Genomic DNA, 21115 nt, shown 5'->3' with positions numbered 1-21115 from the left:
GGTAAACAACGTAAGCCCAGGTCTGATAAATCAAGTGTCGGTGTTTTATTATTCATGCAGGCCTGTAATCTTGCTACAGCGATATCCCGGAATTCTCCACTGCCATGTGGTGCGTTATTTTTCCATTGCTGCCATTGTGATTCATAATTATTTTGTGTGTCCGGAGGGAGAGTGCTGTGCGATATCACGTCGGTTAAATCAGGGTATTCCTTTCTGGTCTCTATCATATCCATATATATCCATAATAATATCTGCAACGGTTGTTTGACGGGTATTAATATGTGATCAGGAAATATGTTGATCAGAAGTAGTATATAGTTGTGTAAGCGTAAATAAATAAAATAAAGGCCGATTTACTCTGATATAAAGTAAACCGGCTAATGATTAGTTTGGCATCGCTTCGCGAGGAATAATGGCACCACGGTACTGAATCACCGTGCTGGCGGTCAAGTGACCCTGTTTTGCCGCATCGGCAGCCTCTCCACCAGTCAGACGCACGGCCAGATAACCGGCGCTAAAAGAGTCGCCTGCTGCGGTGGTATCCACCACTTTTTCCTTCGGCAACTTCACGGCCGGTACGTCAATCACCGCTTCTCCGGCGATGGCTACCAGGCAGGAATCTGCGCCACGCTTGATAACCACTTCTTTTACACCGGCACGCTGAGTGCGTTCGATAACCACTTCCGGCGGCTGTTTGCCCCACAGCAGATCTTCGTCATCCAGCGTCAGGAAGGCGATATCCGTGCACGCCAGCATTTGCTGATACACCAGGCGCGTCTCTTCTTTGCTGTTCCACAGGCGCGGGCGGTAATTGTTGTCAAAAATGACTTTGCCGCCGTTGGCCCGGCACTCCTGCAATAGCGACAGTAGCTTATGGCGGCTGTCCGGGCTTAAAATCGCCAGGCTGATACCGCTGAGATACAGGTAATCGAAGGTCGCCAGCTCTTCACAGATGCTATCGGCCTGCTCGCTCTCCAGCCAGAATTTCGCGGCGGCTTCGTTGCGCCAGTAGTAGAACGTGCGCTCGCCGCTGTCATCGGTTTCGATGTAATAAAGCCCCGGCAAGCGGTTTTCCATCCGTTGCGTCAGGCTGGTATCCACATTTTCTGCATGCCATGCATCAATCATCTGCTGGCTGAAACTGTCGGTACCCAGCGCGGTAACATAATGTACGGACAGCGCAGCCGGATCGGCCTGGCGGGCAATATAAACGGATGTGTTAAGAGTATCGCCGCCAAAGCCACGGTTAACTTCAGCGCCTTTTTGCGACAATTCGATCATGCATTCGCCAATGACGGCAATTTTCCTGGACATAGACATCAACCCATTTAATTAATTAACGGTAGTTTGCGTTGCCGGTGCTACGTGGTCAACCATATTAAAACATCGTTCCAGTATTTTTTTGAGCTAAAGCGTATTCCTTGCAGATTCCGCTGCGCTGTTTTTATTTTTTGCTTTCCGGTTGAACATAAAGTTATCACACCACGGGCCGATAACTTTGTGACGAGGCGTCCCCGGCCATCCCATCAACAGGACAGCAGAAATGAAGTTAAAGCAGGTCATCCAGCAGCTAAACATTCCGGCGAGCATTGAAAGCTTGCAGGAGCGTCGTTACTGGCTGCAATGTGAACGTGCTTATACTTACCAGCCGATTTATAAAACCGATGGCTGGCTGATGGCGATAGAAGTGCTGACCATTGTGACTCACCCTGCAAACCCTGAACAACGCATTGCCCCCGATCGTTATTTCTCTAAAGTGCCTGTTCATCAGCGTGTGGATGTGGTGCACGAGCAGGTCAGCCTGCTGGCGGCGCAACGGGACTTCTTTCTCCAGCACGATGTGCTGGCGTCCGTGAATGTGGATGGCCCCACGCTACTGGCTATGCGCCAGAACACAGAATTGATGGCGCTGGTGGATTCGCAACCGTGGGTGCGCTTCGAACTGGTTGAACACATCCGCCTGCCGCAGGACTCCACGTTTGCCTCAATAAGCGAAATCGGCCCGCTGTGGCTGGATGATTTTGGCACCGGCATGGCAAACTTTTCGGCGTTAAGTGAAGTGCGTTATGACTATATTAAAGTCGCGCGTGACCTGTTTATCATGCTGCGCAAAACCCCGGAGGGGCAAAACCTGTTCACCTTGCTGTTGCAGTTGATGAACCGTTATTGCCAGGGCGTGATTGTTGAGGGTGTCGAAACGCTGGAAGAGTGGCGCGACGTTCAGCAATCACCGGCCTTTGCGGCACAAGGTTACTTTCTCTCCCGGCCCGTTCCTCTCTCAAGGCTTGAACACGTGGTTCTTGCGCTCTAATCGTCTCCCTTTCCGCGAGCCTCAACTATCTTTATCAAAGCAGGCTAACAAAAAGGGAAGACACAACAATGACAAAAACGAGTAAAGCGATCATTGCCGTCGCCACGACGCTATTGGTATTGATTGCTGTCGCTATCATCATTATCGCTACGTTTGACTGGAATCGCCTCAAGCCCACGATCAATGAGAAAGTGTCTACGGAACTGAACCGTCCGTTTGCTATTCGGGGAGATTTGGGCGTGGTATGGGAGCGCCAGAAAGAGGAAACCGGCTGGCGCAGCTGGGTGCCGTGGCCGCACATTCATGCCAACGATATTATCCTCGGCAACCCGCCCGACATCCCGGAAATCACCATGGTGCATCTGCCGCGCGTCGAAGCGACGATCGCACCGCTTTCACTGCTCAGCAAAACGGTCTACCTGCCGTGGATCAAGCTCCAGCAGCCCGACGCACGCTTGATTCGCCGTTCTGAGAAGGTAAATAACTGGACGTTTGATCTCGCCAGCGACGAGAACAAAGAGGCCAACGCGCAGCCTTCAGGCTGGTCATTTCGCCTTGATAATATTCTGTTCGATAAAGGGCGGATAGCCATCGACGACAGCGTAAGCCGTGCGGACATTGAAATAGTTGTCGATCCGCTTGGTAAGCCACTGCCTTTTAGCGAAGTCACCGGTAAAAGCGACCCGAAGGTGAAAGCCGGGGACTATGTTTTTGGTCTTGAAGCCAAAGGGCGCTACAACAACCAGCCCCTGAGCGGTAGCGGGAAAATAGGCGGTATGCTGGCCCTGCGCGGCGACGGCACGCCGTTCCCGGTGCAGGCTGATTTCCGCTCCGGTAAAACCCGCGTGGCGTTTGTCGGCACCATTAACGATCCGCTGAAAATGGGCGGTGTCGATTTGCAACTGAAGTTCGGCGGGGATTCGCTTGGCGATCTCTATGAACTGACCGGCGTGCTGTTGCCGGATACACCGCCGTTTTCGACCGATGGTCATCTGGTGGCGAAAATTGATGCAGAAAACAGCTCCGTATACGACTATCGCGACTTTACAGGGCGCATCGGCGACAGCGATATTCGCGGCTCGCTGCGCTACACCACCGGTAAGCCACGTCCGAAACTGGAAGGCGATGTCGAGTCGCGCCAGCTTCGTCTGGCGGATTTAGGCCCGCTGATTGGCGTGGATTCCGGTAAAGGCACCGAGCAGAAAAAAACCGCCAACACCACTCAGCCTGCGGATAAAGTCCTGCCTTACGATCGCTTCGAAACGGATAAATGGGACGTGATGGATGCTGACGTGCGTTTTAAAGGCCGCCGCATCGAGCATGGCTCATCGTTGCCGATTAGCGATCTTTCTACGCATATCATCCTGAAAAATGCCGACCTGCGCCTGCAGCCGCTCAAGTTTGGTCTTGCTGGCGGCACGATTTCTTCGACTATCCATCTCGAAGGAGACAAAAAACCGATGCAGGGGCGGGCGGATATTCAGGCGCGTAAACTTAAACTCAAAGAGTTGATGCCGAATGTTGAACTGATGCAGAAAACCCTCGGCGAGATGAACGGTGACGCGCAATTTCGCGGCGTGGGTAACTCCGTGGCGGCGCTATTGGGTACCAGCAATGGCAACCTGAAACTGCTGTTAAACGATGGTGTCGTCAGCCGTAACCTGATGGAGATCCTCGGACTTAACGTCGGTAACTTTATCATTGGGCAGATTTTTGGCGATGATGAAGTGCGGGTGAACTGTGCGGCCGCCAACCTGGATTTGGTCAATGGCGTGGCGCGCCCGCAGATTTTTGCCTTCGATACGGAAAACGCCATCATCAACGTGACCGGCACCGCAAGCTTTGCGTCCGAACAGTTGAACCTCACTATCGACCCGGAAAGTAAAGGTGTGCGTATTGTGACGCTGCGTTCGCCTTTGTATGTGCGCGGCAGTTTTAAAAACCCGCAGGCCGGGGTAAAAGCCGGGCCGTTGATTGCCCGTGGCGCGGTAGCGGCTGCGCTGGCGACGCTGGTCACGCCGGCGGCGGCATTGCTGGCGCTGGTATCGCCATCGGAAGGTGAGCAAAATCAGTGTCAGACGATTTTGAGCCAGATGAAGCGCTAAAGAAAACGCCCCTCTTCGTGATGGAGAGGGGCGTTAGATTACAGCGACTGGTGCTTCGTCTCATGGGTCAGCAGCAGCGCAATCAGCGTTAGTGCCGCCATGGCCGCCAGATAGATCCCGACGTACAGCAAACCGTAGTTCGCCTGTAACCAGGTGGCGATATAAGGTGCAACGGACGCACCAAGAATCGACGAGACGTTATAGGAGAAAGACGCCCCGGTATAACGCACCTCTGTCGGGAATAGCTCCGGCAGCAGCGCGCCCATTGGCCCGAACGTCAGTCCCATCAGGCTAAGGCCAATCAGCAGATACGCCATCACCAGCATCGGGCTACCGGAACCGAGCAGCGGCGGGAAAACAAACAGTGCAAACAGGATAATCAGCGTGGTTATCACAATCATGCTTTTACGACGACCAAACGCATCGGCCAGCAGACCTGCCACAGGAACCATCACGCCAAAACCAATCACCGCCAGCATTAACATCCACAGCACTTCATTACGCGGCATCCCCAGCCCTTGCGGCGAGGTGCTAAAGGTCATGGAGTAGACCGTCATGATGTAAAACAGGGTGTACGTCGCCAGCATAATAAAGGTGCCGAGTACGGTCACGCGCACATGTTTGGTCAACAGCGTGCCCAGCGGAATTTTGACCTGTTTCTTCGCCGCAGCCACTTTGGCAAAGACCGGCGTTTCATGCAGCGAAACGCGCACATACAGCCCAATAATCACCAGAACAGCGGAGAAAATAAACGGTACGCGCCAGCCCCAGCTCATAAACTGCTCATCGGTCAGCAGCCAGGAGAGCAGCAGAAACGTACCGTTGGCAAAGAAGAAACCGATCGGCGCGCCAAGCTGCGGGAACGAGCCGTACAGCGCGCGTTTGCGTGGCGGGGCATTTTCCGTGGCCAGCAGCGCGGCACCGCCCCACTCGCCGCCAAGACCCAGACCCTGACCAAAGCGTGCCAGCGCCAGCAGCAGCGGAGCCAGCACGCCAATGGTTTCATAACCTGGCAGCAGACCAATCACCACGGTCGAGATCCCCATCGTGAGCAACGAGGCGACAAGCGTCACTTTACGCCCTACGCGGTCACCGAAGTGGCCGAACACGGCGGAACCAATGGGGCGCGCGATAAAAGCGATAGCGAAGGTTGCCAGCGACTGGAGCGTGGCCGCCGTTGGATCGCCCTGTGGAAAGAAGATATGCGGGAAAATAATCACCGCAGCGGTGGCGTAAATATAGAAATCGAAGAACTCGATGGCGGTGCCAATCAGGGAGGCGACGACGACTTTATTGCGCGAATTAACCGGGGGATTTTCCTGCTCATTGTCAAAAGTTGTGGCGGTAGCTTGCATAGAATTTTCTTATTTTTTGGCGAACGAACGACCATATTAGCCACAGCAAAAGCGACAATTCAATCCGGATTCAGAACGCGTAAAGGTCAAAAAACAGGCAAAGAGCGGATAATTTTTGGCCCCGCAAAATATCTTCTATGAAATGCTTCACATAATTTAATAATTGGTGGATAACACTGGTTTCAGGTTAAATAAAAGTTACCACCTGGATTTTCATGCTGAAATTTACGATCGGGCTGAAATTTCAGCCCGAGAGCGCGCATTACTGATGTGAACGGCCCGGCATTCTGATGTCGTTTTTATATTGCGCAGTGGCTATCCAGGCAGCGCAGAACAGGGTCAGGCGGGCAAAAAGGTAGAAGAACGCCATCAGCCCAAGCACCGAACCGAAGGCCGCGCCGGAAGGGGATTTCACCAGCGAGGGCAGGGTCCAGGTCATCACCATCTTGATCACCTCAAAGCCAATGGCTGCAATTAGGGTGCCGCGCAACAGCGCTTTACGGCGTGGACGGTGACGCGGCAGGCGCCAGAAGAGCCAGAAGAAAAGCAAATAGTTGGCAAAGATTGAGATAGCCAGGCCAATTAATCGCCAGGCGGGTTTAAGCCACTCGATATGATCAAGATACAGCGAGGTGATAATCAGCTCCTGCGCCGACCCGGCGATAGAGGTTATCGACAGCGTAATAATCAGAGCGACCAGCATGCCAAGCAGAGCGATAAAATCGCGGAAATATTTGGTCCAGATTTTTTCTTTATCCTGCGGGTTTCGTTCCCAGACATCCCTGGACTGCGCACGCACCGCTTCGCGCAGGTTGCCCATCCAATTCACCCCGGAGTAAAGCGCCACCGCCAGCCCGACAATCCCGACAGTGGTACGCTGCTGGACGGCAATGTTGATGGTGTTTTTCAGCGTCGCGGCAAGCGTCGGATCGCTAACGCTTGTCAGGATCTTGTCGAAAATGTCCTGTAACAACGTCGGGTGCGAGGCCAGCACAAAACCTGCGGCGGCAAATGACACCATCATTATCGGGATCATCGACAGGAACGAGAAATAGGTAATGGCAGCGCCGAACTGGTTTCCCATTCGATCGTTAAAGCGCTCGGCGGTGCGGATCAGGTGCGCTATCCAGCCGATTCGCTGAATTTTTTCCGCCGTGAAGGTCAGTTTTGCCACGGCGCTGTTGCGTTTCGCGGCGGGAGGCTGCGCGGGTTCAGAAGGGGAGGCTTCCATCTTCCTGACGGGTTCGAAGTCTAAATCTTGCGTCGGTCTTTTTTCGGGATTTTCCGGCGTCATCAGGTGTTTTTTCCTTTTCCTGAGGGGTAATAAAAAAATTATAGCTTAGGGAGTGTCGACGTAGTCCTTCATCACACCGGAGAGCCACTCCATAAACAGGTGCACGCGGCGAGAAAGGTTACGGCGATGAGGATAGATAAGCGACACCGGCATCGGCTGCGCGCGGTATTGCGGCAGGATCTCAACCAGTTTTCCGCTGCGCAGCAGTTCACGCACGCCCACGCGCGGCACCTGAATAATCCCCAGCCCTGCCAGGCACGCGGCCTGATAAGTTTCCGTGCTGTTTACCGTCAGAATGCCGCCGGTTTTAATCCACTGTGTTTGATTATGCTGCCAGACTTCGAAGCCTTGCTGGCGCACGCCCAGGTTGGCGGCGTAATGCACCACGGCATGAGATGAGAGATCGTCCAGGTTTTCCGGGTAGCCAAAACGCGCCAGATAATCGGGGCTGGCGCAATTAATTATTGAAAGCTTTCCGAGCGGGCGGGCAATAAAACCGGAATCTTTCAGCGTGCCGACGCGCACCACGCAATCAAAACCTTCGCGAATCATATCCACCAGCCGATCGCTGCTGCTGAGTTCCAGCTCAATACCCGGATAGTGTTGCAAAAAGGTCGGTAAGCGGGGGATGACCAGGTTTTTCGCCATCGTCACCGGCATGTCCACGCGCAGACGGCCGCTGATACTTGAGGGATCGTGCAAAAACAAACCATCAAGTTCGTCCATATTTGCCAGCAAATCCCTGGCTCGCTCGTAATAAACCATGCCGTCCTGCGTGAGCTGTACGCGGCGGGTCGTTCGGTGCAGTAGCTGCGTGCCAAGCGTGGTTTCCAGCGCCTGGATTTGCCGCGATACGCTGCCTTTTGGGATGCCTAACGAGTCAGCCGCTCTGGAAAAACTCTCCAGCTCAGCCACGCGGATAAAGAGCTGCATTGCGTAAATTTTATCCATAAATCTGCCCGATTGTTCTTTTTTACGAAACAATGAAACGTAACTTAGCACCTTTATTGTTACTGATGCAGCTAATAAGCTTTTTTTACACCCCACTTAGGTAAAAAGAGGCTCGTTATGACGCAACGTATTGCTTTAATCACTGGCGGTAGCCGCGGTTTAGGGAAAAATGCCGCCCTGAAGCTTGCCGCGAAAGGAACGGGTATTATTCTGACGTATAACCAGAATGCCCAGGAAGCGCAAAAAGTTGTCGAAGAAATTAAAGAAAATGGCGGGAAAGCGGCGGCATTACAATTGAATGTCGGCGAAACAACGCAGTTTGCTGATTTTATCGTTCGGCTTAAGGAGCAGCTTAAAAATATCTGGCAGCGCGATAGTTTTGACTATTTACTGAACAATGCTGGAGCAGGTCTTAGCGCCTCGTTTGCTGAGACTAACGAAGCACAGTTCGATCAGATGGTGGATATGCATTTCAAAGGGCCATTCTTCCTGACGCAAAGCCTGCTGCCGCTGCTGAAAGATGGCGGGCGCATTCTCAATGTGTCGACGGGTCTGGCGCGTTTTACGCAACCTGGGCGCGCGGCCTATGCCTCAGTTAAAGGCGCAATGGAAGTGCTGACGCGCTACCAGGCGAAAGAGCTTGGTGCGCGCGGCATCTCGGTCAATATTATTGCGCCGGGCGCCATCGAAACGGATTTCTCGGGCGGCGCGGTGCGCGATAACCCGGAGGTCAATCAGTACATTGCTTCGCAAACTGCGTTGGGCCGCGCCGGGTTACCGGATGATATTGGCGACGCTATCGCTGCGCTTTTGAGTGACGAGCTGGGCTGGATGACCGCGCAGCGCATTGAAGTTTCCGGCGGTATGTTTCTGTAAAATGTTGCGCCCGGCAGACGCGGTGCTGCCGGGCGAATGCTGACTATTGTTTCTGAAAATGGGTAACTTTTACGTGCACGGGCTGCTGTTTTTTATCCAGCGAACCGCTAATTCCGACCAGCTCATCCGGCGATACGGATTTACCATCAAAGACAGCGGCCGGAATATAAAGCTGCATTTCACCGGTTTTATCGCGCAACGTATAAATATTATCGCCTTCTTTTTTAATAAGATTACCGCGCAGCGATACGCTCGCGCCGTCATGCAGCTCTTTTGCCTGGGTGACGGTCATGGTGCGCGCATCCTCCATACCACGGTAGCCATCCTCCATTTGATGCGGCGGCGGCGGCGCTTTATCGGCCTGAAGGCCGGGGGCATCCTCTGCAAAGGCTGTCATGGAGAAAAATGCCGCTACGCAAGCGGTCAGCACAATTTTCTTCATCATCACTCCTGAATATTGTCAGTACACACCTTTAAGCCTGGCAGAAAGCCTGAGATATGCTGGCGAATCAGCTTTTTTCGCCATATTCCTGGTGCAGCAGGCCAAATATCCAGTCGTTATGCCACTCACCGGCCAGGCGGTAAGTTTGGCGCAGCTCTCCTTCCAGAATAAACCCTGTTTTTTCCAGTAATCGGCGGCAGGCAACATTGCCTGCGGTCACCGTGGCGAACAGACGCCTGATCCCGCCTTCACCAAAGGCGTAGTCACATAACGCGGCAAGCGACTCCCCCGCGAAGCCTTTGCCTTGCGCTTGAGGCGCAAACAGGAAACCCACTTCAGCGCAGTCATCTTCATGGTGAATGTATCCGGTTACACCGAGCGGCGTTTGCGTTTCGCGGTCGCGCACCAGCAAGCAGAGCCAGTGAGCGCTGCCCGGCGTCCATTGCGGTAAACGTGCGGTAAAGGCACGGCGAATGTCCTCTTGCGTACGGGTGGTATCAACGTAACGCATAACGTCAGGATGTTGTTGCAGCGCGAGAAAAAAGGGCCAGTCCTGTTCGGTGATCGGGTCGCAGATCAGCCGGGGGGTTTTAAGCATCACCATTGTGAATATTCCACTGTTTTTTTCGAGGTTGAAACCGCTGTCACTGATAATAGTCATAAACCTGAGCTATTCTCTAAGTACACATAAATAAAGAAAAAAATACATGCTGACGTTGGCCGGCACTTAATTTTTTCAGTTGTACTTAAAGGAAAATAATGACTCGCACACTCCCCGGAAGTCCGAGTGAACAGTTTGAAAAATGCATTGCTGTTATTCGCGAGGCCTCTGTCGAAATTCTTTTGTTACTGAGCGTGCATTTCGACGAAGGGAAGGACCTGCGCTGGTTTCTTGAACAACTGGATGTTGCGCGCCTGAACCTGGGTGGCTGGGGCGCGGTGGCTAAACGATTAAAACTCAACGATGCAGAATTAACACAGTTCACTTTGCAGCTTCGTCACCTGCAGCAGCTCGTTCCGCAGTATGAGAAAGGGCAAAACGTGACGGATAATCAACTGATTGCGGCGCTGCGCTTTATTCGTGCGCTTGAGCATCTGCGCGCCAGGCAGAAGCTGCTCAGTTATAACACCGCGATTCAGACGCAGAATGACAACCAGCAGCACGGGTTGCAGCAGCTGCGCGCGCTGGAAACGACTATCCGCTCACTGGTCACTCAGGCCTGGCCGGACCCGGCACGGTTACGTAGCCATCTGAAAAAACAGTTCGGCGGCGATCGTGTTCGGCGCTGGCTGCGGGCGGGCGATCGTAACGACCCGCTGAGCGGCATGCGTTTTAGCGAGCTGGCAGTCATGCTGGTCGATAAAAAAGAGTTTAGTCAGCATTACGCGCGAATATTTAACGATTCGTCAGTATTAACCCTGTTTGTGGAACCACGTAAAACGCTACAGACGTTTCTGGATGATGTGCGGCAAATCCGCGCGGCGGCGATCGCCGGGAAGCCGCTGACGCCAAGCCAGCTCATCTTGCTGGATAGCTACTATCCGCAGATAACCGGCCCTGTACAACGTGCCTTCGACGAGGGGCGCACCAAAACTAACCCTGGCGCGTTACTGCAAGAGGCGGGGGAAGAGATGGACGCTTATTGGGAACAGGCGCGTAAAAAAGACCGTGCGGCGGGCGGTGATGAGAATCCCGTGCGCGATAATGTTGTCCGCCCGGCAAAGCACGTGGAAAGTAGCCGCGAAATGCGTGACCAGATGCTTATCAATGCGTTATGGGGTGGCGTCGGCGTTCTGTCACTGGTGATTGCTATTGGGGGGTTCTGGCTGTTTTTCGGTGATACGGCAGCGTCCCGTGAGGCGCGTTATTCAGTTCCCATCAGCGAAGAGCGGCAGAAACCGTCGCCAAAAGAAGAGCTAAGTAATTTGGGCATCCCACGCGATGAGAACAATTTTCGCTTGGCGATTAACCGCAACGACACGCGAATCGTCTCCATGCTTCTGCGCACCGGCATGAACTGGAAGCTGTCCTGGACGGAGCAGGCAATAGCGGCCGAGCACAATGATGTGCTGGATTTGTTGCTGCGTTACCGTCTGCAAATGGATGAAAACCGACCCTGTCGCCGCTTTATCACTAACCTCGCTCATGAAATGTCTACGGGTAAAACGCTAACATCCATCGCTAAAAGCTATCTTCATGCTTTTTGTACCTCACCGCCGGTGGTGCAGCGCCAGCGTTATGAAATGGAGCAGGCGCAGCTGCGTTATGACGCATCGCCTGGTGATGAAAACCGTAAATGGGCCGATATTCAGACCGCGATTTATAAGGCTCTTGATTGAAAGTGACGTGACTGAAGCAGTGCACCCGGTGGGCGCACTGCGGGCGAGGGAATGGCTCAGGGTTCTCCGTAGAGGCCAATTAAGCGGCGTACCACGCCGTTCGTCCAGCCAAAGCCATCCTGCAGGGGATACTCACCACCGCCACCTTCGCGCGGCGTACCGCCCGCGATATCGTATTTCTCGATAAGCTTATGGTGGCGCTGATAAAAGTGGTTTACCGTTTGCAGCCAGTTGCGGGCAATCTCATCGCCCAGCGCGTCGTTGCCATACAGTTTAAAGCCCTGAATCGCCATCCACTGCAGCGGCGCCCAGCCGTTAGGTTTATCCCACTGTTCATGCGTTTCATATTCCGTCGCCAGAATACCGCCTGGTGTCAGCAAACGTGCGCGCACCGCTTCTGCCAGTCGGTCTGCCTGCTCGTGCGTTGCCATACCAACATACAGCGGCACCAGGCTTGCGGCAGAAAACAGCGCCATCTCTTCACGACGCCAGTCATAGTCGCGAAAGACGCCGTTCTCTTCGTCCCACATATAACGGTTGACCGCCGCCCGGCGATCGCTCGCTTTCTGGCGGAATAACGCTTCCCGCTCACGGTCACCTTTCAGCCCGGAAATATTGGCAATAGCGCTTTCCAGTTTGAACAGAAAAGCGTTCAAATCGATAGGGGTAAATTGTGTGGTCCGAATGCTCGCCAGCCGTTGCGCATCGCGCAGCCAGCGGGACGAATAGTCCCAGCCGGACGCCGCGCCAGCGCGCAGATCGCGATAGACTTCGTTCGCCGGGCGGCCTGAGTGGCGCGCGGTTTCCACATCTTCAAGCCAGGACTCATCGCGCGGCGTGTCGCGGTCGTCCCAGTAACGGTTCAGCAGCGAACCATCCGGCATACGTACCACGTGCCGATACGCCTGGTTAAGCGCCAGCGATTCTGCGCCATCCATCCAGAAGGCGTACTCCATCAGCAGGTGATCCAGGTAACGCCGCGCACCGCGCACGCCATCTTCCTCAAACAGCTCGACCATCAGCGCAAATACCGGCGGCTGCGAGCGGCTCAGGTAATAGGTGCGGTTACCATTCGGGATGTGACCATAGCGCTCAATCATCCACGCGAAGTTATCGGCCATACAGCGCAGCAGGTCATCACGCCCGCTCTCCGCCAGGCCCAGCATGGTGAAATAGGAGTCCCAGTAGTACGTTTCGCCAAATCGCCCGCCCGGCACGATATACGCCTGCGGCAGTGGCAGCAGCGACGACCACGGAATATGATCCTGCGGTTCGCGCGTCAATACCGGCCAAAGCTGGTCGATATGCTCTTTCAGCGAGTTTTCCGGGTTGGAAACATAATCTTTTGAATAATCTTCTGGCATCCAAAAGTGCGCCTGTACGAACTGGCGCAGATCGAACTCGGGTTTACGTTTGATTTTACGATAGCGAATCAAAATATCGAGCGGATCCATTTTTGGCGCGCAGTCGGGAAAAGTTTTGCTGTCGGCAAAAATACGTGATGACTGCACGTTCTCAAACAGTTCAAGATAACGATCGGCAGGAGTCAGCGCATCGGAGGCTGGCATGCCCTCGATCATTTCAGGTTCCGGCTCCGCCTCGATCATTTCATCCAGTTTTAACTCGCACGGATCGGTTTCGTAGATAACTTCCTCTTCGATCACGAACTCGACGGAATCAGCGACTTGTAGTTTCTGGTTGAACATAGAGATTTTGGCCTCCGGATGTCGTCGTAAAAAATTACGGGTGTTGCCCGGCTATTTATTAATGGTAGACATTCGCTTCGATGCATGAAACACAAAGTGTGCGGTCGGTCACGTTTCAAAACGGGCATCTTTTAGACAAAAAAATGCTAACTTGCTGATTTTTTCAACATATATTGCATGTTCAGTAAGTTAGCGTAGCGACGATATTCGGAGTAATCGTTTTGCAACGATTTGTGAATGACAGCATCGCTGCAAGGTATTGCATTAATTGCCCTGATATTAATAAGGAAATATCACCAACGTCGCCACTACAACGGTAAAACAAAGCCTGCATATATGCCAGGCGCGGCCGTGAAATAAAAACACCCGGCGACACAGGCCGCCGGCGCGTTATCAGCGAGGGATTTGCTGAGTGATGCAGTGGATATTGCCGCCGCCGAGCAGGATCTCGCGCGCCGGTACACCGGTGATAACAAATCCCGGGAACATCTCTTCAAACAGTGCCTGAGCGAAACCATCGGTTGCGGAATCCAGCAGCGGGAAAATAATCTGCTGATTGCTGATCAGGTAATTCACATACGAGCCTGCAAGACGGTTGCCTTCATGGCGCTCAATCGCCGTGCCTTTTGCTACGTCGTTGGTTTCTTCTGCGCTTGCATACATCGCAGGCGGAGCCGGAACTTTCCAGATTTTCAACGTGCGGCCCTGCGCATCCTGGGTGTTTTCCAGCACGTTAAGCGCCGCAACAGAACGCGCGTACTGCGGGTCGTTCTCATCGTCAGTCCAGTGCAGCGCCACTTCGCCGGGGCGCACAAAACAGCACATATTATCGACGTGACCATCGGTTTCGTCGTTATAGACGCCCTCTGGCAGCCAGATGATATGCGAAACGCCGAGATACTCCCGGAGTTGCTGCTCGATTTGCGCCTGGCTCAGCGTCGGGTTACGGTTCGGGTTGAGTAAACACTCAGCGGTCGTCAGCAAAGTCCCTTCACCATCCACGTGGATAGAGCCGCCTTCCAGCACTAAATCTGTGTGATAGCAGGGCATGTGATGATAGCTGGCCACGTTTTGCGCAACGAGCTGATCGCGATCCCAACTGGCGTATAGCCCGCCATTCAGCCCGCCCCAGGCGTTGAATGTCCAGCTGATAGCACGCTGTTCCCCGGCCTTGTTGAGCACGACCGTCGGGCCGGTATCGCGCATCCAGGCATCATCGCTTTCCATCGTGACCAGCGTCACCTCCGGCGGCATTGTCTGGCGCGCTTTATCCATTTCTGCGGCAGGAACAGCCATTAACACCGGCGTGTTGCGGGAGATGGCTTTGGCGACAGCGGCAAAAGCTTGCTGCGCGGGAGCTGCACCGGCGCGCCAGTTATCGGTGCGCGAGGGCCAAATCATCCATACGGCCTGATGCGGCGCCCACTCGGCGGGCATCGCAAAGCCGTCTTGCACCGGCGTGGTCAGCTGTGACATGGCTTAGCTCCTTACGCTGCCATCGGAGGTGGCGATAGCACCGTACATATTCGGGCGACGATCGCGGAACAGACCCCAGGAAGCACGCTGTGCGGCGACGGCGTCCAGATCAAAAGTATGTACCAGCACGGCTTCATCGGTTTTGTTCGCCTGCGCGACCAGCTCACCGGTCTGGTCAGCAATAAAGGAAGAGCCGTAGAACGTCATTTCCAGCCCCTCGATATATTTACTGGCTTCGGTACCGATGCGGTTAGACGCGATCACCGGAATAACGTTCGCCGCGGCGTGGCCCTGCTGTACGCGGGTCCAGTGCGGCTGGCTATCGATGTCCGGGTAGGCAGGTTCAGAGCCAATCGCCGTCGGGTAGAAAATCAGCTCAGCGCCCTGCAACGCCAGGCAGCGTGCCGTTTCCGGGAACCACTGATCCCAGCAAATGCCGACGCCAATTTTTGCGTAGCGGGTGTTCCACACTTTGAAACCGGTGTCGCCAGGGATAAAGAACTGTTTTTCCTGGTATGCCGGGCCATTCGGAATATGGGTTTTACGGTAGGTGTCCAGCACGCTGCCGTCGGCATCAATCATCACCAGCGAGTTGTAATAGGCATTGTTGCATTTTTCGAACAGGCTCAGCGGCAGCACCACTTCCAGCTCTTTTGCAAGCGCAGAGAAATGTTTGATAAGCGGGCTGGTCGCCACTTCTTGCGCCAGCGCGTAGTGTTCCGGGCTTTGATCAATGCAGAAATAAGGAGCGGCAAAAAGCTCCTGAATAAGGATCACCTGCGCGCCCTGGCTGTGCGCTTCACGCACTAAACGCTCGGCATTCTGGATGTTTTTATCCAGATCCCAGCTACAGGCCATTTGCGTTGCGGCGACGGTTACATTTCTCATAAAAGTTCTCCCGTTGAGAGTGGTTCAGGCAGGAAAAATGTTGCGCTTTCTTTCGTGCAGAATATAGCAATCCTTACGCTTATGAATAAAATGTATTTTTATCATAAAAGCATGAACAGGATGCATAGTAGTGATTGATCTGAATCTGCTGCGGCTGGTACCGATTCTGGCAAAAGAGAAAAGCGTGACCCGCGCTGCGGCGAAAGCGAACCTCTCACAGTCAGCGTTTAGTCATGCGTTAAACCGGCTGCGCGAGCAGTTAAAGGATGAAATGTTTATTCGTACCCGTCATGGTATGGAACCGACACCCTATGCTGCATCAATGATTCCGGTCATCGAGAGCGCGCTGAGTAAGCTCGATACCGCAACGCGCGGCCCGAGCCACTTTGATCCCCTGCGCGATGCGCATACGTTTTATATCGGCGCGGTCGATTATTTTGAGTTTATGTTTATGCCGGTACTGACGGCGAAATTTAAAACGGTTGCGCCAAATGTACGCTTGTCGGTGGATATTTTATCGGAAACCATCAAAGTTGAACGCGTTGAAACCGGCCAGCTGGATGCGTTTATCGGTGTCGATAATGTGCAGCACATTCCCCACTACTTTAATAAATACCGCCTGATTTCTGACCATTTTGTCGCTATTGCATCTGCCGGGCGGCGCGATCTGCCGGAACAGCTCACGCTAAAACACCTGGTCAGCGAACCGCAAATTCATCTGCCAGCGGTGAGTTCCGGGGCTGACCATATTGATAGCTGGCTGCTGTCGCAGCATCTGTATCGCCCGCTTGCCACGGTGGTTCAGAGTTATGCGGTAGGAGGAAGAGTGGCGGTAGCATCGGGTTATTTAATGTGTGTGCCGTTTCGCATCGCAAGAGAACTGGCGCAAATGCTGCCGCTGCGCATTATGCAATTGCCGGAAGGCGCTCCCTCTTATGATCTGCTGTTGCTTACCCATCGCTTGTTTGATTATCAGCCTGCCGTACAGTGGTTGATAAACGAACTAAAAACGGCGCATATCTGATTGATTCCACCTGAAATAGCAAACCATTAAACATTTTATACTGGTTTTACGCGTTTTAACTGTCTGAATAAAAAGGATACACGCGATACCTGATATTTCCTGGCGTTGCTATCGCAGGCAATCTATTTATTTTTCATGGCCGTTTGTATTTTAGGTATCCTTATTACAGCATCCCTCTCTTTAATTTCTTTGAGTGTTGTAGTTTTATCATGTCTGCAAGTAACTTAATGATCTTTATCAAAAGGTTATAAAATATATAACGTCCAGCTCTACATCTCGCTTTAAGAACTATCCTCGGCAAGCTTCGCCTACAATAACGATGTGGCTATTTTGCTACGGCAATATTCCACAGCATATTTATCTAAATTTAAACTCTGATAAAAATCGGCGGGTATTCTACGCCTGAAAAAGTAGACCCATAAATATGGCGTCTTAGTAATCGACGTTATTAAGGTTTCAGACTACTAACAGCACAGAGGATTAATTCCATGGGTAAAACAGACACTATCAAGGAAAAAGAGGCCAGTGATAAGGCGTTTCGTGAATTTATGGCGAGACTGGACGTTGAGTCTAAAGCTGAAGAGGACAAATTATTAGCCGAGGTAGAAGCATCAGTAAAAAAACATTATGAGGGGAATAAATGGGACAACGCCCGTTTGTTTGGCGACAGGCGTAGTGATTATCAGAATTACAGCGACTGGGGTTTACAACGCGTAAATCAAATTATCAACAACATCGGCAAGGCACTGAGTTCAGGAGATTATCCTTCCAGAGATGTGCCCGGTTCGGAGGAGGCTGCCCCTTCAACTGTTGATAAGGCGAAGCAGTTTATGGGCGCGTTTGCCGGGGACTACTCACTGATCATTGCTCGTGTTCAGGCGCTGCTCACCGGCACGCTCAGCCAGTTTTCTGTTCAGTCGGACGTAACGCGTAAGTCGGAGTTGCGCGACCTGCCGCTTTCCGGCGGGCTACACCTCTTTTTTGCCTCGTCGGGCAAGGTCTATAAGGAAGAGCGTTTCTTCAGTAATCAGCTTATCGGATCGTTTCAGATTGTTTTTGAAACCTATATGAGCGTGGATGAAGCGCGCGCAATTGGTCTTCAGCAAATTCTCGCCACTACCGAGCAGGAACTGGTCATTCTGGGTGATTTGATTATTACCCTGCGCCAGCAGCAGGCAGAAAGTCTGAAGAAAATCATTAAAGAAAATATTAAGGACTATGCCACAACCAAAGCGGCTTACGATCTGGCACTTGATGATACCAAAGCCGATCAAGCGAAGGTTTTTGAACAATACACCAAATATAAAACCGTTACCGACACCGTAGACAGGCTGTTTGATCGTTTAGATCTCTCGGACTGGGGACAGCAATCCAGCAGCGAGGATTTGCTGCGCGTTGAGGATCTCTTTACCGCATGGGAAGCGGAAATCGCTGGCCGCTATATCAAAGAAAAACTGGCAGAATAAACAAAGAGGACAACATCATGCCTTTAACACCAGCACAAGCAAACTATATTTTTACAAACCGGCTGGGTTGTCGTTATGACGATCCGAACAATAGAGTGGGATATGGTTTTTTAGATATTGAAGGTTATGGCGAAAATGGCGGCAGCATCACGCCGCCAATGGATGTCATAGTGCAATGGTTACAAAACCCGAATCATGCTGATTTTGAGCCACGCTGGCACGATCGCTTATGGAATACCTGCGGGCATATTATTGCCTTTCATCCTGCCGGAAACGTTCTTCTGGTAACGAACCTTAACCCGGTATATGAACGGCGACCTTTCCTTTACCCGATAGCACGAGGAGATAGTTACACCTTCCGCCAGGATCACCTTGTTTCGCCAGCAAGCCTGACCGTTGCAACGATTCCCTATGGCGGAAATCTTGCGCAGGGCGTTGGCGTGAGTAAGGAGAGCGTTGAACAACTGTTTAACACAATACTTGAAACACTGAAAAAACTGGCCACGAAAGCGTTCAATGAATGATTTATTATTCAGCGCCGTCAGTACTGGCGGCGCTTTATAAATAAAAATACTTATATTTCATAGAAACAGAATACCTTTATCCTTAATTAACGTTTTTTTAAAGCGTGGTTATAGGGAGGCTTCCTATATTGTTGCAAAAATTTCCAACGCAACAATTCATTGAGGCAAAATAATGGTATCGGCAGCCAATAAAGCAGATTATAAACACCTTAAAACGGACTCAATAACCGAGGTGCCGCAATTACGTCAGCACAGTTTATCTCATAGCGTAAATAATATTTGTAATCTTCCTCTGGAAATGAAACGTAAAATCGTCTCGTATCTAAGTTATGACGATTACGCGAGCCTGCGCATGGCTTGTCAGCGTTTCAGTCAGGAATTCGAGTGTATCGAAAATATATCGAAACTGTTGCATCAGGATGCCTGTGGTGGACGTTATAAGCGAGAGCTCGCCCAACTCAAGAGCGAGCATAGCGTCAAATATATTCTCGAAAACGAGCAGAATCTCGATATACGTTTAGCCTTACAGCACATCGGGGTGCGTTATGCCGCCGGGGAGAATGGCGACCTTATCGTGTCAACTCAGTATCTGCCCAATGCCTTCGGCACAAAAGAGACCTACAGGATCCCGCACGCCATCGAGCGCAGCCAAAAAGAGTTGCCTCCGCTGGTATTTTGCGCCAGCAGCAGCTCATTTATTCCTCATTTGTACCCGAGTAAATCCTGGTCTAACACACTGTTATTTCGGGAGAGCACCATGGATGTTGCGACAATTAAAAAGGTGTTTGCGACCTTTCAAAAAACGTATAACGATACGCCAGGTCATGAAAAACTGGTGATAGCAGGTTTTGCCTCGGTGCTTAAACATGCGTGGCTTGCTCTGCCGCCTGCGGGTGTTAGCCGGGCGGACATTGCCGCCTGCGTCGCACCGTATGACGATCTCATTCAGGCTGGCGACATCGCCAGAAAAGCGGTGCTAAAAATGCCGCCTCATCCAATGCAGGAGTGAAATGAAAGCCGTCCTGATTCGCCATGGGCAAACCCAGTGGAACAGCAAAAATCTTATCCAGGGAAGACGGGACAGCCCGGTTACGGCGCTTGGGAGCCAGCAAAGCATGGCGCTCATCGCCGCCCTTGCTGCGCAAGGCATCCGCCCTGGTTGCGTCTTTTCGTCGCCAGCAGGCAGAGCGCAGCATATGGCGGCGCGCATTGCAGACCATTTCGCCTGCACGCTTGCTTTGCGCGAAGCATTGCATGAGCAATCTTTTGGCCGCTATGAGGGGCGTTTGCGCCAGGACTATCCATTCATCGGTGAAGCGAACGCGGTTCCTCCTGAGGGCGAATCGCTGATGTGCGCGGCGCAGCGCTTGATGCATTTTTTGCAGGAACTGCCACAGCACTGCGCGCATGACACCGTCGCGCTGGTTTCTCATGGTCAGGTGATGCAGGCTGCCATTGCGTATTACTGCGAAAACAGTCTGGAAAACGTTGCGCGTTATTATCACCCAAACGCCAGCTTTGCCGTGCTGGACGTCACGGAGGCACAGTGCCGCGTGATGCGCTGGGGTGTGGCAACCCATTTATTAACACTCGGCGGCGGTATTGGGTGAAAACGTTTTTTGAAAGAAGCGCTGGCGGGTTTTACTTAGATTAAAATCTATACAAACCAGAGAGTAAAAATTCAATTATGACGATATCCAGAGTTGGTTTTTCCTCGTTTCCCGCTTTCATTTCATTATTTCTCCCCCTGAAAATAAAAGAGCCTGACGGTCGTTTTAATTTTTTCGGCCACAGCGTAAGTGAACTGGATGAAAAAAAGTTTAATCAGGTCGAACAGATCCCTTTTACGGAAGATTGCAAACGCGCGGCGGCGCAGCTTATTTCACTGTACGGTACGCTGAAGCTTAATGAATTTATTATCCATATCCTGAGCGAGAGCCATAGTCACCTTCCCGTCGAGTTTGTTAACGCGGCGTACAGTTATTACATGGCTGTGGTCCATAAAAAAAATATTGATATTGCGCTATTGAATACCCTGGACTATACCGCTTCTCGCCCGCTGGTGGATGGCAACGGCATTGCTGAACTGGCGTATAAAACCCGCGGGATCGTCGCAGAATACCTCGGTGAGGCGCACCTGCAACAATTTATGGGTTCTCAGGAGAGCGAGCTGTCACAAAACTTTTTTATCGGGCTGGCGATTGTGGCGGTAATCAGCCGCTTCTGGTTAAGCGCAGGCGCGGCAACAGAGCGGCGTAGCCTGCAACTGCCCACTTTTCTGGCCAGTATCGTGTTGCGCGCCAGCAGTTACTGGAATTATCTGGAGCATATGGCGCACTATGCACGCCGGTCATAGG

General features: G+C 52.4%; 19 protein-coding genes and 1 pseudogene. 10 read left to right on the top strand and 10 right to left on the bottom strand.

Annotation, left to right across the window (positions count from 1 at the left end; genetic code table 11):
- Positions 1–83: 83 nt before the first annotated feature.
- Positions 84–227: pseudogene (locus ACTU3N_RS03820) on the bottom strand (leucine-rich repeat domain-containing protein); the annotation flags it as partial.
- A 157-nt stretch (positions 228–384) separates the two neighbouring features.
- Entirely contained in the window at positions 385–1314 is a 930-nt protein-coding gene (locus ACTU3N_RS03815; protein WP_443084811.1) for a sugar kinase, read from the bottom strand.
- Positions 1315–1543: 229 nt separating this feature from the next.
- Here ACTU3N_RS03815 and pdeH point away from each other — a divergent pair, with 229 nt between their 5' ends.
- Positions 1544–2311 (top strand): cyclic-guanylate-specific phosphodiesterase, encoded by a 768-nt coding sequence (gene pdeH, locus ACTU3N_RS03810; protein WP_443084810.1) that lies wholly within the window; start codon positions 1544–1546, stop codon positions 2309–2311.
- Between the two features lie 68 nt (positions 2312–2379).
- Positions 2380–4416 carry an AsmA family protein gene (locus tag ACTU3N_RS03805; protein WP_443084809.1) on the top strand — a complete coding sequence of 679 codons (2037 nt, stop codon included), beginning with the start codon at positions 2380–2382 and terminating at the stop codon, positions 4414–4416.
- A 38-nt stretch (positions 4417–4454) separates the two neighbouring features.
- Here ACTU3N_RS03805 and ACTU3N_RS03800 read toward each other — a convergent pair whose 3' ends face one another.
- The 3 genes from ACTU3N_RS03800 to ACTU3N_RS03790 form a co-directional block, all read right to left on the bottom strand.
- On the bottom strand, positions 4455–5771 hold the full coding sequence (locus ACTU3N_RS03800) for an MFS transporter (protein ID WP_443084808.1): 1317 nt from the start codon (positions 5769–5771) through the stop codon (positions 4455–4457).
- A 262-nt stretch (positions 5772–6033) separates the two neighbouring features.
- On the bottom strand, positions 6034–7065 hold the full coding sequence (yhjD, locus tag ACTU3N_RS03795) for an inner membrane protein YhjD (protein ID WP_443084807.1): 1032 nt from the start codon (positions 7063–7065) through the stop codon (positions 6034–6036).
- Positions 7066–7110: 45 nt separating this feature from the next.
- Positions 7111–8016, bottom strand: a complete 906-nt coding sequence (locus ACTU3N_RS03790; RefSeq protein ID WP_443084806.1) for a LysR family transcriptional regulator — start codon at positions 8014–8016, stop codon at positions 7111–7113.
- Positions 8017–8133: 117 nt separating this feature from the next.
- On the opposite strand from ACTU3N_RS03790, the gene ACTU3N_RS03785 reads away from it, so the two are divergent.
- Complete coding sequence (locus tag ACTU3N_RS03785) at positions 8134–8892, top strand: SDR family NAD(P)-dependent oxidoreductase (RefSeq protein ID WP_443084805.1); 759 nt, start codon at positions 8134–8136, stop codon at positions 8890–8892.
- Positions 8893–8935: 43 nt separating this feature from the next.
- Here ACTU3N_RS03785 and ACTU3N_RS03780 read toward each other — a convergent pair whose 3' ends face one another.
- Together ACTU3N_RS03780 and ACTU3N_RS03775 are read right to left on the bottom strand one after the other, a co-directional pair.
- Positions 8936–9337 carry a YdeI family stress tolerance OB fold protein gene (locus ACTU3N_RS03780; RefSeq protein ID WP_443084804.1) on the bottom strand — a complete coding sequence of 134 codons (402 nt, stop codon included), beginning with the start codon at positions 9335–9337 and terminating at the stop codon, positions 8936–8938.
- Positions 9338–9401: 64 nt separating this feature from the next.
- The gene (locus ACTU3N_RS03775; RefSeq protein ID WP_443084803.1) at positions 9402–9995 is read right to left on the bottom strand and encodes a GNAT family N-acetyltransferase; all 594 of its coding nucleotides are present in this window, start codon (positions 9993–9995) and stop codon (positions 9402–9404) included.
- A gap of 98 nt (positions 9996–10093) precedes the next feature.
- Here ACTU3N_RS03775 and ACTU3N_RS03770 point away from each other — a divergent pair, with 98 nt between their 5' ends.
- Positions 10094–11674 (top strand): STY4199 family HEPN domain-containing protein, encoded by a 1581-nt coding sequence (locus ACTU3N_RS03770; protein WP_443084802.1) that lies wholly within the window; start codon positions 10094–10096, stop codon positions 11672–11674.
- Between the two features lie 56 nt (positions 11675–11730).
- Here ACTU3N_RS03770 and ACTU3N_RS03765 read toward each other — a convergent pair whose 3' ends face one another.
- The 3 genes from ACTU3N_RS03765 to aguB form a co-directional block, all read right to left on the bottom strand.
- Positions 11731–13380, bottom strand: coding sequence for an alpha,alpha-trehalase (locus ACTU3N_RS03765; RefSeq protein WP_443084801.1), 1650 nt, complete (start codon positions 13378–13380; stop codon positions 11731–11733).
- A 393-nt stretch (positions 13381–13773) separates the two neighbouring features.
- Positions 13774–14856, bottom strand: a complete 1083-nt coding sequence (aguA, locus tag ACTU3N_RS03760; protein WP_443084800.1) for an agmatine deiminase — start codon at positions 14854–14856, stop codon at positions 13774–13776.
- A gap of 3 nt (positions 14857–14859) precedes the next feature.
- Positions 14860–15744 (bottom strand): N-carbamoylputrescine amidase, encoded by an 885-nt coding sequence (gene aguB, locus ACTU3N_RS03755; protein WP_443084799.1) that lies wholly within the window; start codon positions 15742–15744, stop codon positions 14860–14862.
- A 130-nt stretch (positions 15745–15874) separates the two neighbouring features.
- On the opposite strand from aguB, the gene ACTU3N_RS03750 reads away from it, so the two are divergent.
- The 6 genes from ACTU3N_RS03750 to ACTU3N_RS03725 all read left to right on the top strand — a co-directional run bounded on the left by ACTU3N_RS03750 (position 15875) and on the right by ACTU3N_RS03725 (position 21114).
- The gene (locus tag ACTU3N_RS03750) at positions 15875–16768 is read left to right on the top strand and encodes a LysR family transcriptional regulator (RefSeq protein ID WP_443084798.1); all 894 of its coding nucleotides are present in this window, start codon (positions 15875–15877) and stop codon (positions 16766–16768) included.
- Positions 16769–17256: 488 nt separating this feature from the next.
- Positions 17257–18234, top strand: coding sequence for a hypothetical protein (locus tag ACTU3N_RS03745; protein ID WP_443084797.1), 978 nt, complete (start codon positions 17257–17259; stop codon positions 18232–18234).
- Positions 18183–18758: a hypothetical protein gene (locus tag ACTU3N_RS03740; RefSeq protein ID WP_443084796.1), complete on the top strand. Its 576-nt coding sequence runs from the start codon at positions 18183–18185 to the stop codon at positions 18756–18758. Before ACTU3N_RS03745 ends, ACTU3N_RS03740 begins: the two co-directional genes overlap by 52 nt.
- A gap of 298 nt (positions 18759–19056) precedes the next feature.
- The gene (locus tag ACTU3N_RS03735; RefSeq protein ID WP_443084795.1) at positions 19057–19767 is read left to right on the top strand and encodes a hypothetical protein; all 711 of its coding nucleotides are present in this window, start codon (positions 19057–19059) and stop codon (positions 19765–19767) included.
- Position 19768: 1 nt separating this feature from the next.
- The gene (locus ACTU3N_RS03730; RefSeq protein ID WP_443084794.1) at positions 19769–20368 is read left to right on the top strand and encodes a histidine phosphatase family protein; all 600 of its coding nucleotides are present in this window, start codon (positions 19769–19771) and stop codon (positions 20366–20368) included.
- 77 nt (positions 20369–20445) lie between these two features.
- Positions 20446–21114 carry a hypothetical protein gene (locus ACTU3N_RS03725; RefSeq protein ID WP_443084793.1) on the top strand — a complete coding sequence of 223 codons (669 nt, stop codon included), beginning with the start codon at positions 20446–20448 and terminating at the stop codon, positions 21112–21114.
- Position 21115 lies beyond the last annotated feature (1 nt).

Source organism: Vagococcus sp. WN89Y (genome assembly GCF_052220145.1).
Taxonomy (GTDB): domain Bacteria; phylum Pseudomonadota; class Gammaproteobacteria; order Enterobacterales; family Enterobacteriaceae; genus Kosakonia.
The sequence above is the reverse complement of the archived record's forward strand: the minus strand, read 5'-3'. Positions and strand labels throughout refer to the sequence as shown.

Coding starts and splice junctions, on each gene's coding strand:
- ACTU3N_RS03800 (WP_443084808.1), bottom strand. CDS start 5,771: ATGCAAGCTACCGCCACAACTTTTGACAATGAGCAGGAAAATCCCCCG.
- ACTU3N_RS03740 (WP_443084796.1), top strand. CDS start 18,183: ATGGGAAGCGGAAATCGCTGGCCGCTATATCAAAGAAAAACTGGCAGA.
- ACTU3N_RS03765 (WP_443084801.1), bottom strand. CDS start 13,380: ATGTTCAACCAGAAACTACAAGTCGCTGATTCCGTCGAGTTCGTGATC.
- ACTU3N_RS03745 (WP_443084797.1), top strand. CDS start 17,257: ATGGGTAAAACAGACACTATCAAGGAAAAAGAGGCCAGTGATAAGGCG.
- ACTU3N_RS03725 (WP_443084793.1), top strand. CDS start 20,446: ATGACGATATCCAGAGTTGGTTTTTCCTCGTTTCCCGCTTTCATTTCA.
- yhjD (WP_443084807.1), bottom strand. CDS start 7,065: ATGACGCCGGAAAATCCCGAAAAAAGACCGACGCAAGATTTAGACTTC.
- ACTU3N_RS03735 (WP_443084795.1), top strand. CDS start 19,057: ATGAAACGTAAAATCGTCTCGTATCTAAGTTATGACGATTACGCGAGC.
- ACTU3N_RS03730 (WP_443084794.1), top strand. CDS start 19,769: ATGAAAGCCGTCCTGATTCGCCATGGGCAAACCCAGTGGAACAGCAAA.
- ACTU3N_RS03770 (WP_443084802.1), top strand. CDS start 10,094: ATGACTCGCACACTCCCCGGAAGTCCGAGTGAACAGTTTGAAAAATGC.
- ACTU3N_RS03785 (WP_443084805.1), top strand. CDS start 8,134: ATGACGCAACGTATTGCTTTAATCACTGGCGGTAGCCGCGGTTTAGGG.
- ACTU3N_RS03790 (WP_443084806.1), bottom strand. CDS start 8,016: ATGGATAAAATTTACGCAATGCAGCTCTTTATCCGCGTGGCTGAGCTG.
- ACTU3N_RS03815 (WP_443084811.1), bottom strand. CDS start 1,314: ATGTCCAGGAAAATTGCCGTCATTGGCGAATGCATGATCGAATTGTCG.
- aguA (WP_443084800.1), bottom strand. CDS start 14,856: ATGTCACAGCTGACCACGCCGGTGCAAGACGGCTTTGCGATGCCCGCC.
- ACTU3N_RS03775 (WP_443084803.1), bottom strand. CDS start 9,995: ATGACTATTATCAGTGACAGCGGTTTCAACCTCGAAAAAAACAGTGGA.
- ACTU3N_RS03805 (WP_443084809.1), top strand. CDS start 2,380: ATGACAAAAACGAGTAAAGCGATCATTGCCGTCGCCACGACGCTATTG.
- ACTU3N_RS03780 (WP_443084804.1), bottom strand. CDS start 9,337: ATGATGAAGAAAATTGTGCTGACCGCTTGCGTAGCGGCATTTTTCTCC.
- pdeH (WP_443084810.1), top strand. CDS start 1,544: ATGAAGTTAAAGCAGGTCATCCAGCAGCTAAACATTCCGGCGAGCATT.
- aguB (WP_443084799.1), bottom strand. CDS start 15,744: ATGAGAAATGTAACCGTCGCCGCAACGCAAATGGCCTGTAGCTGGGAT.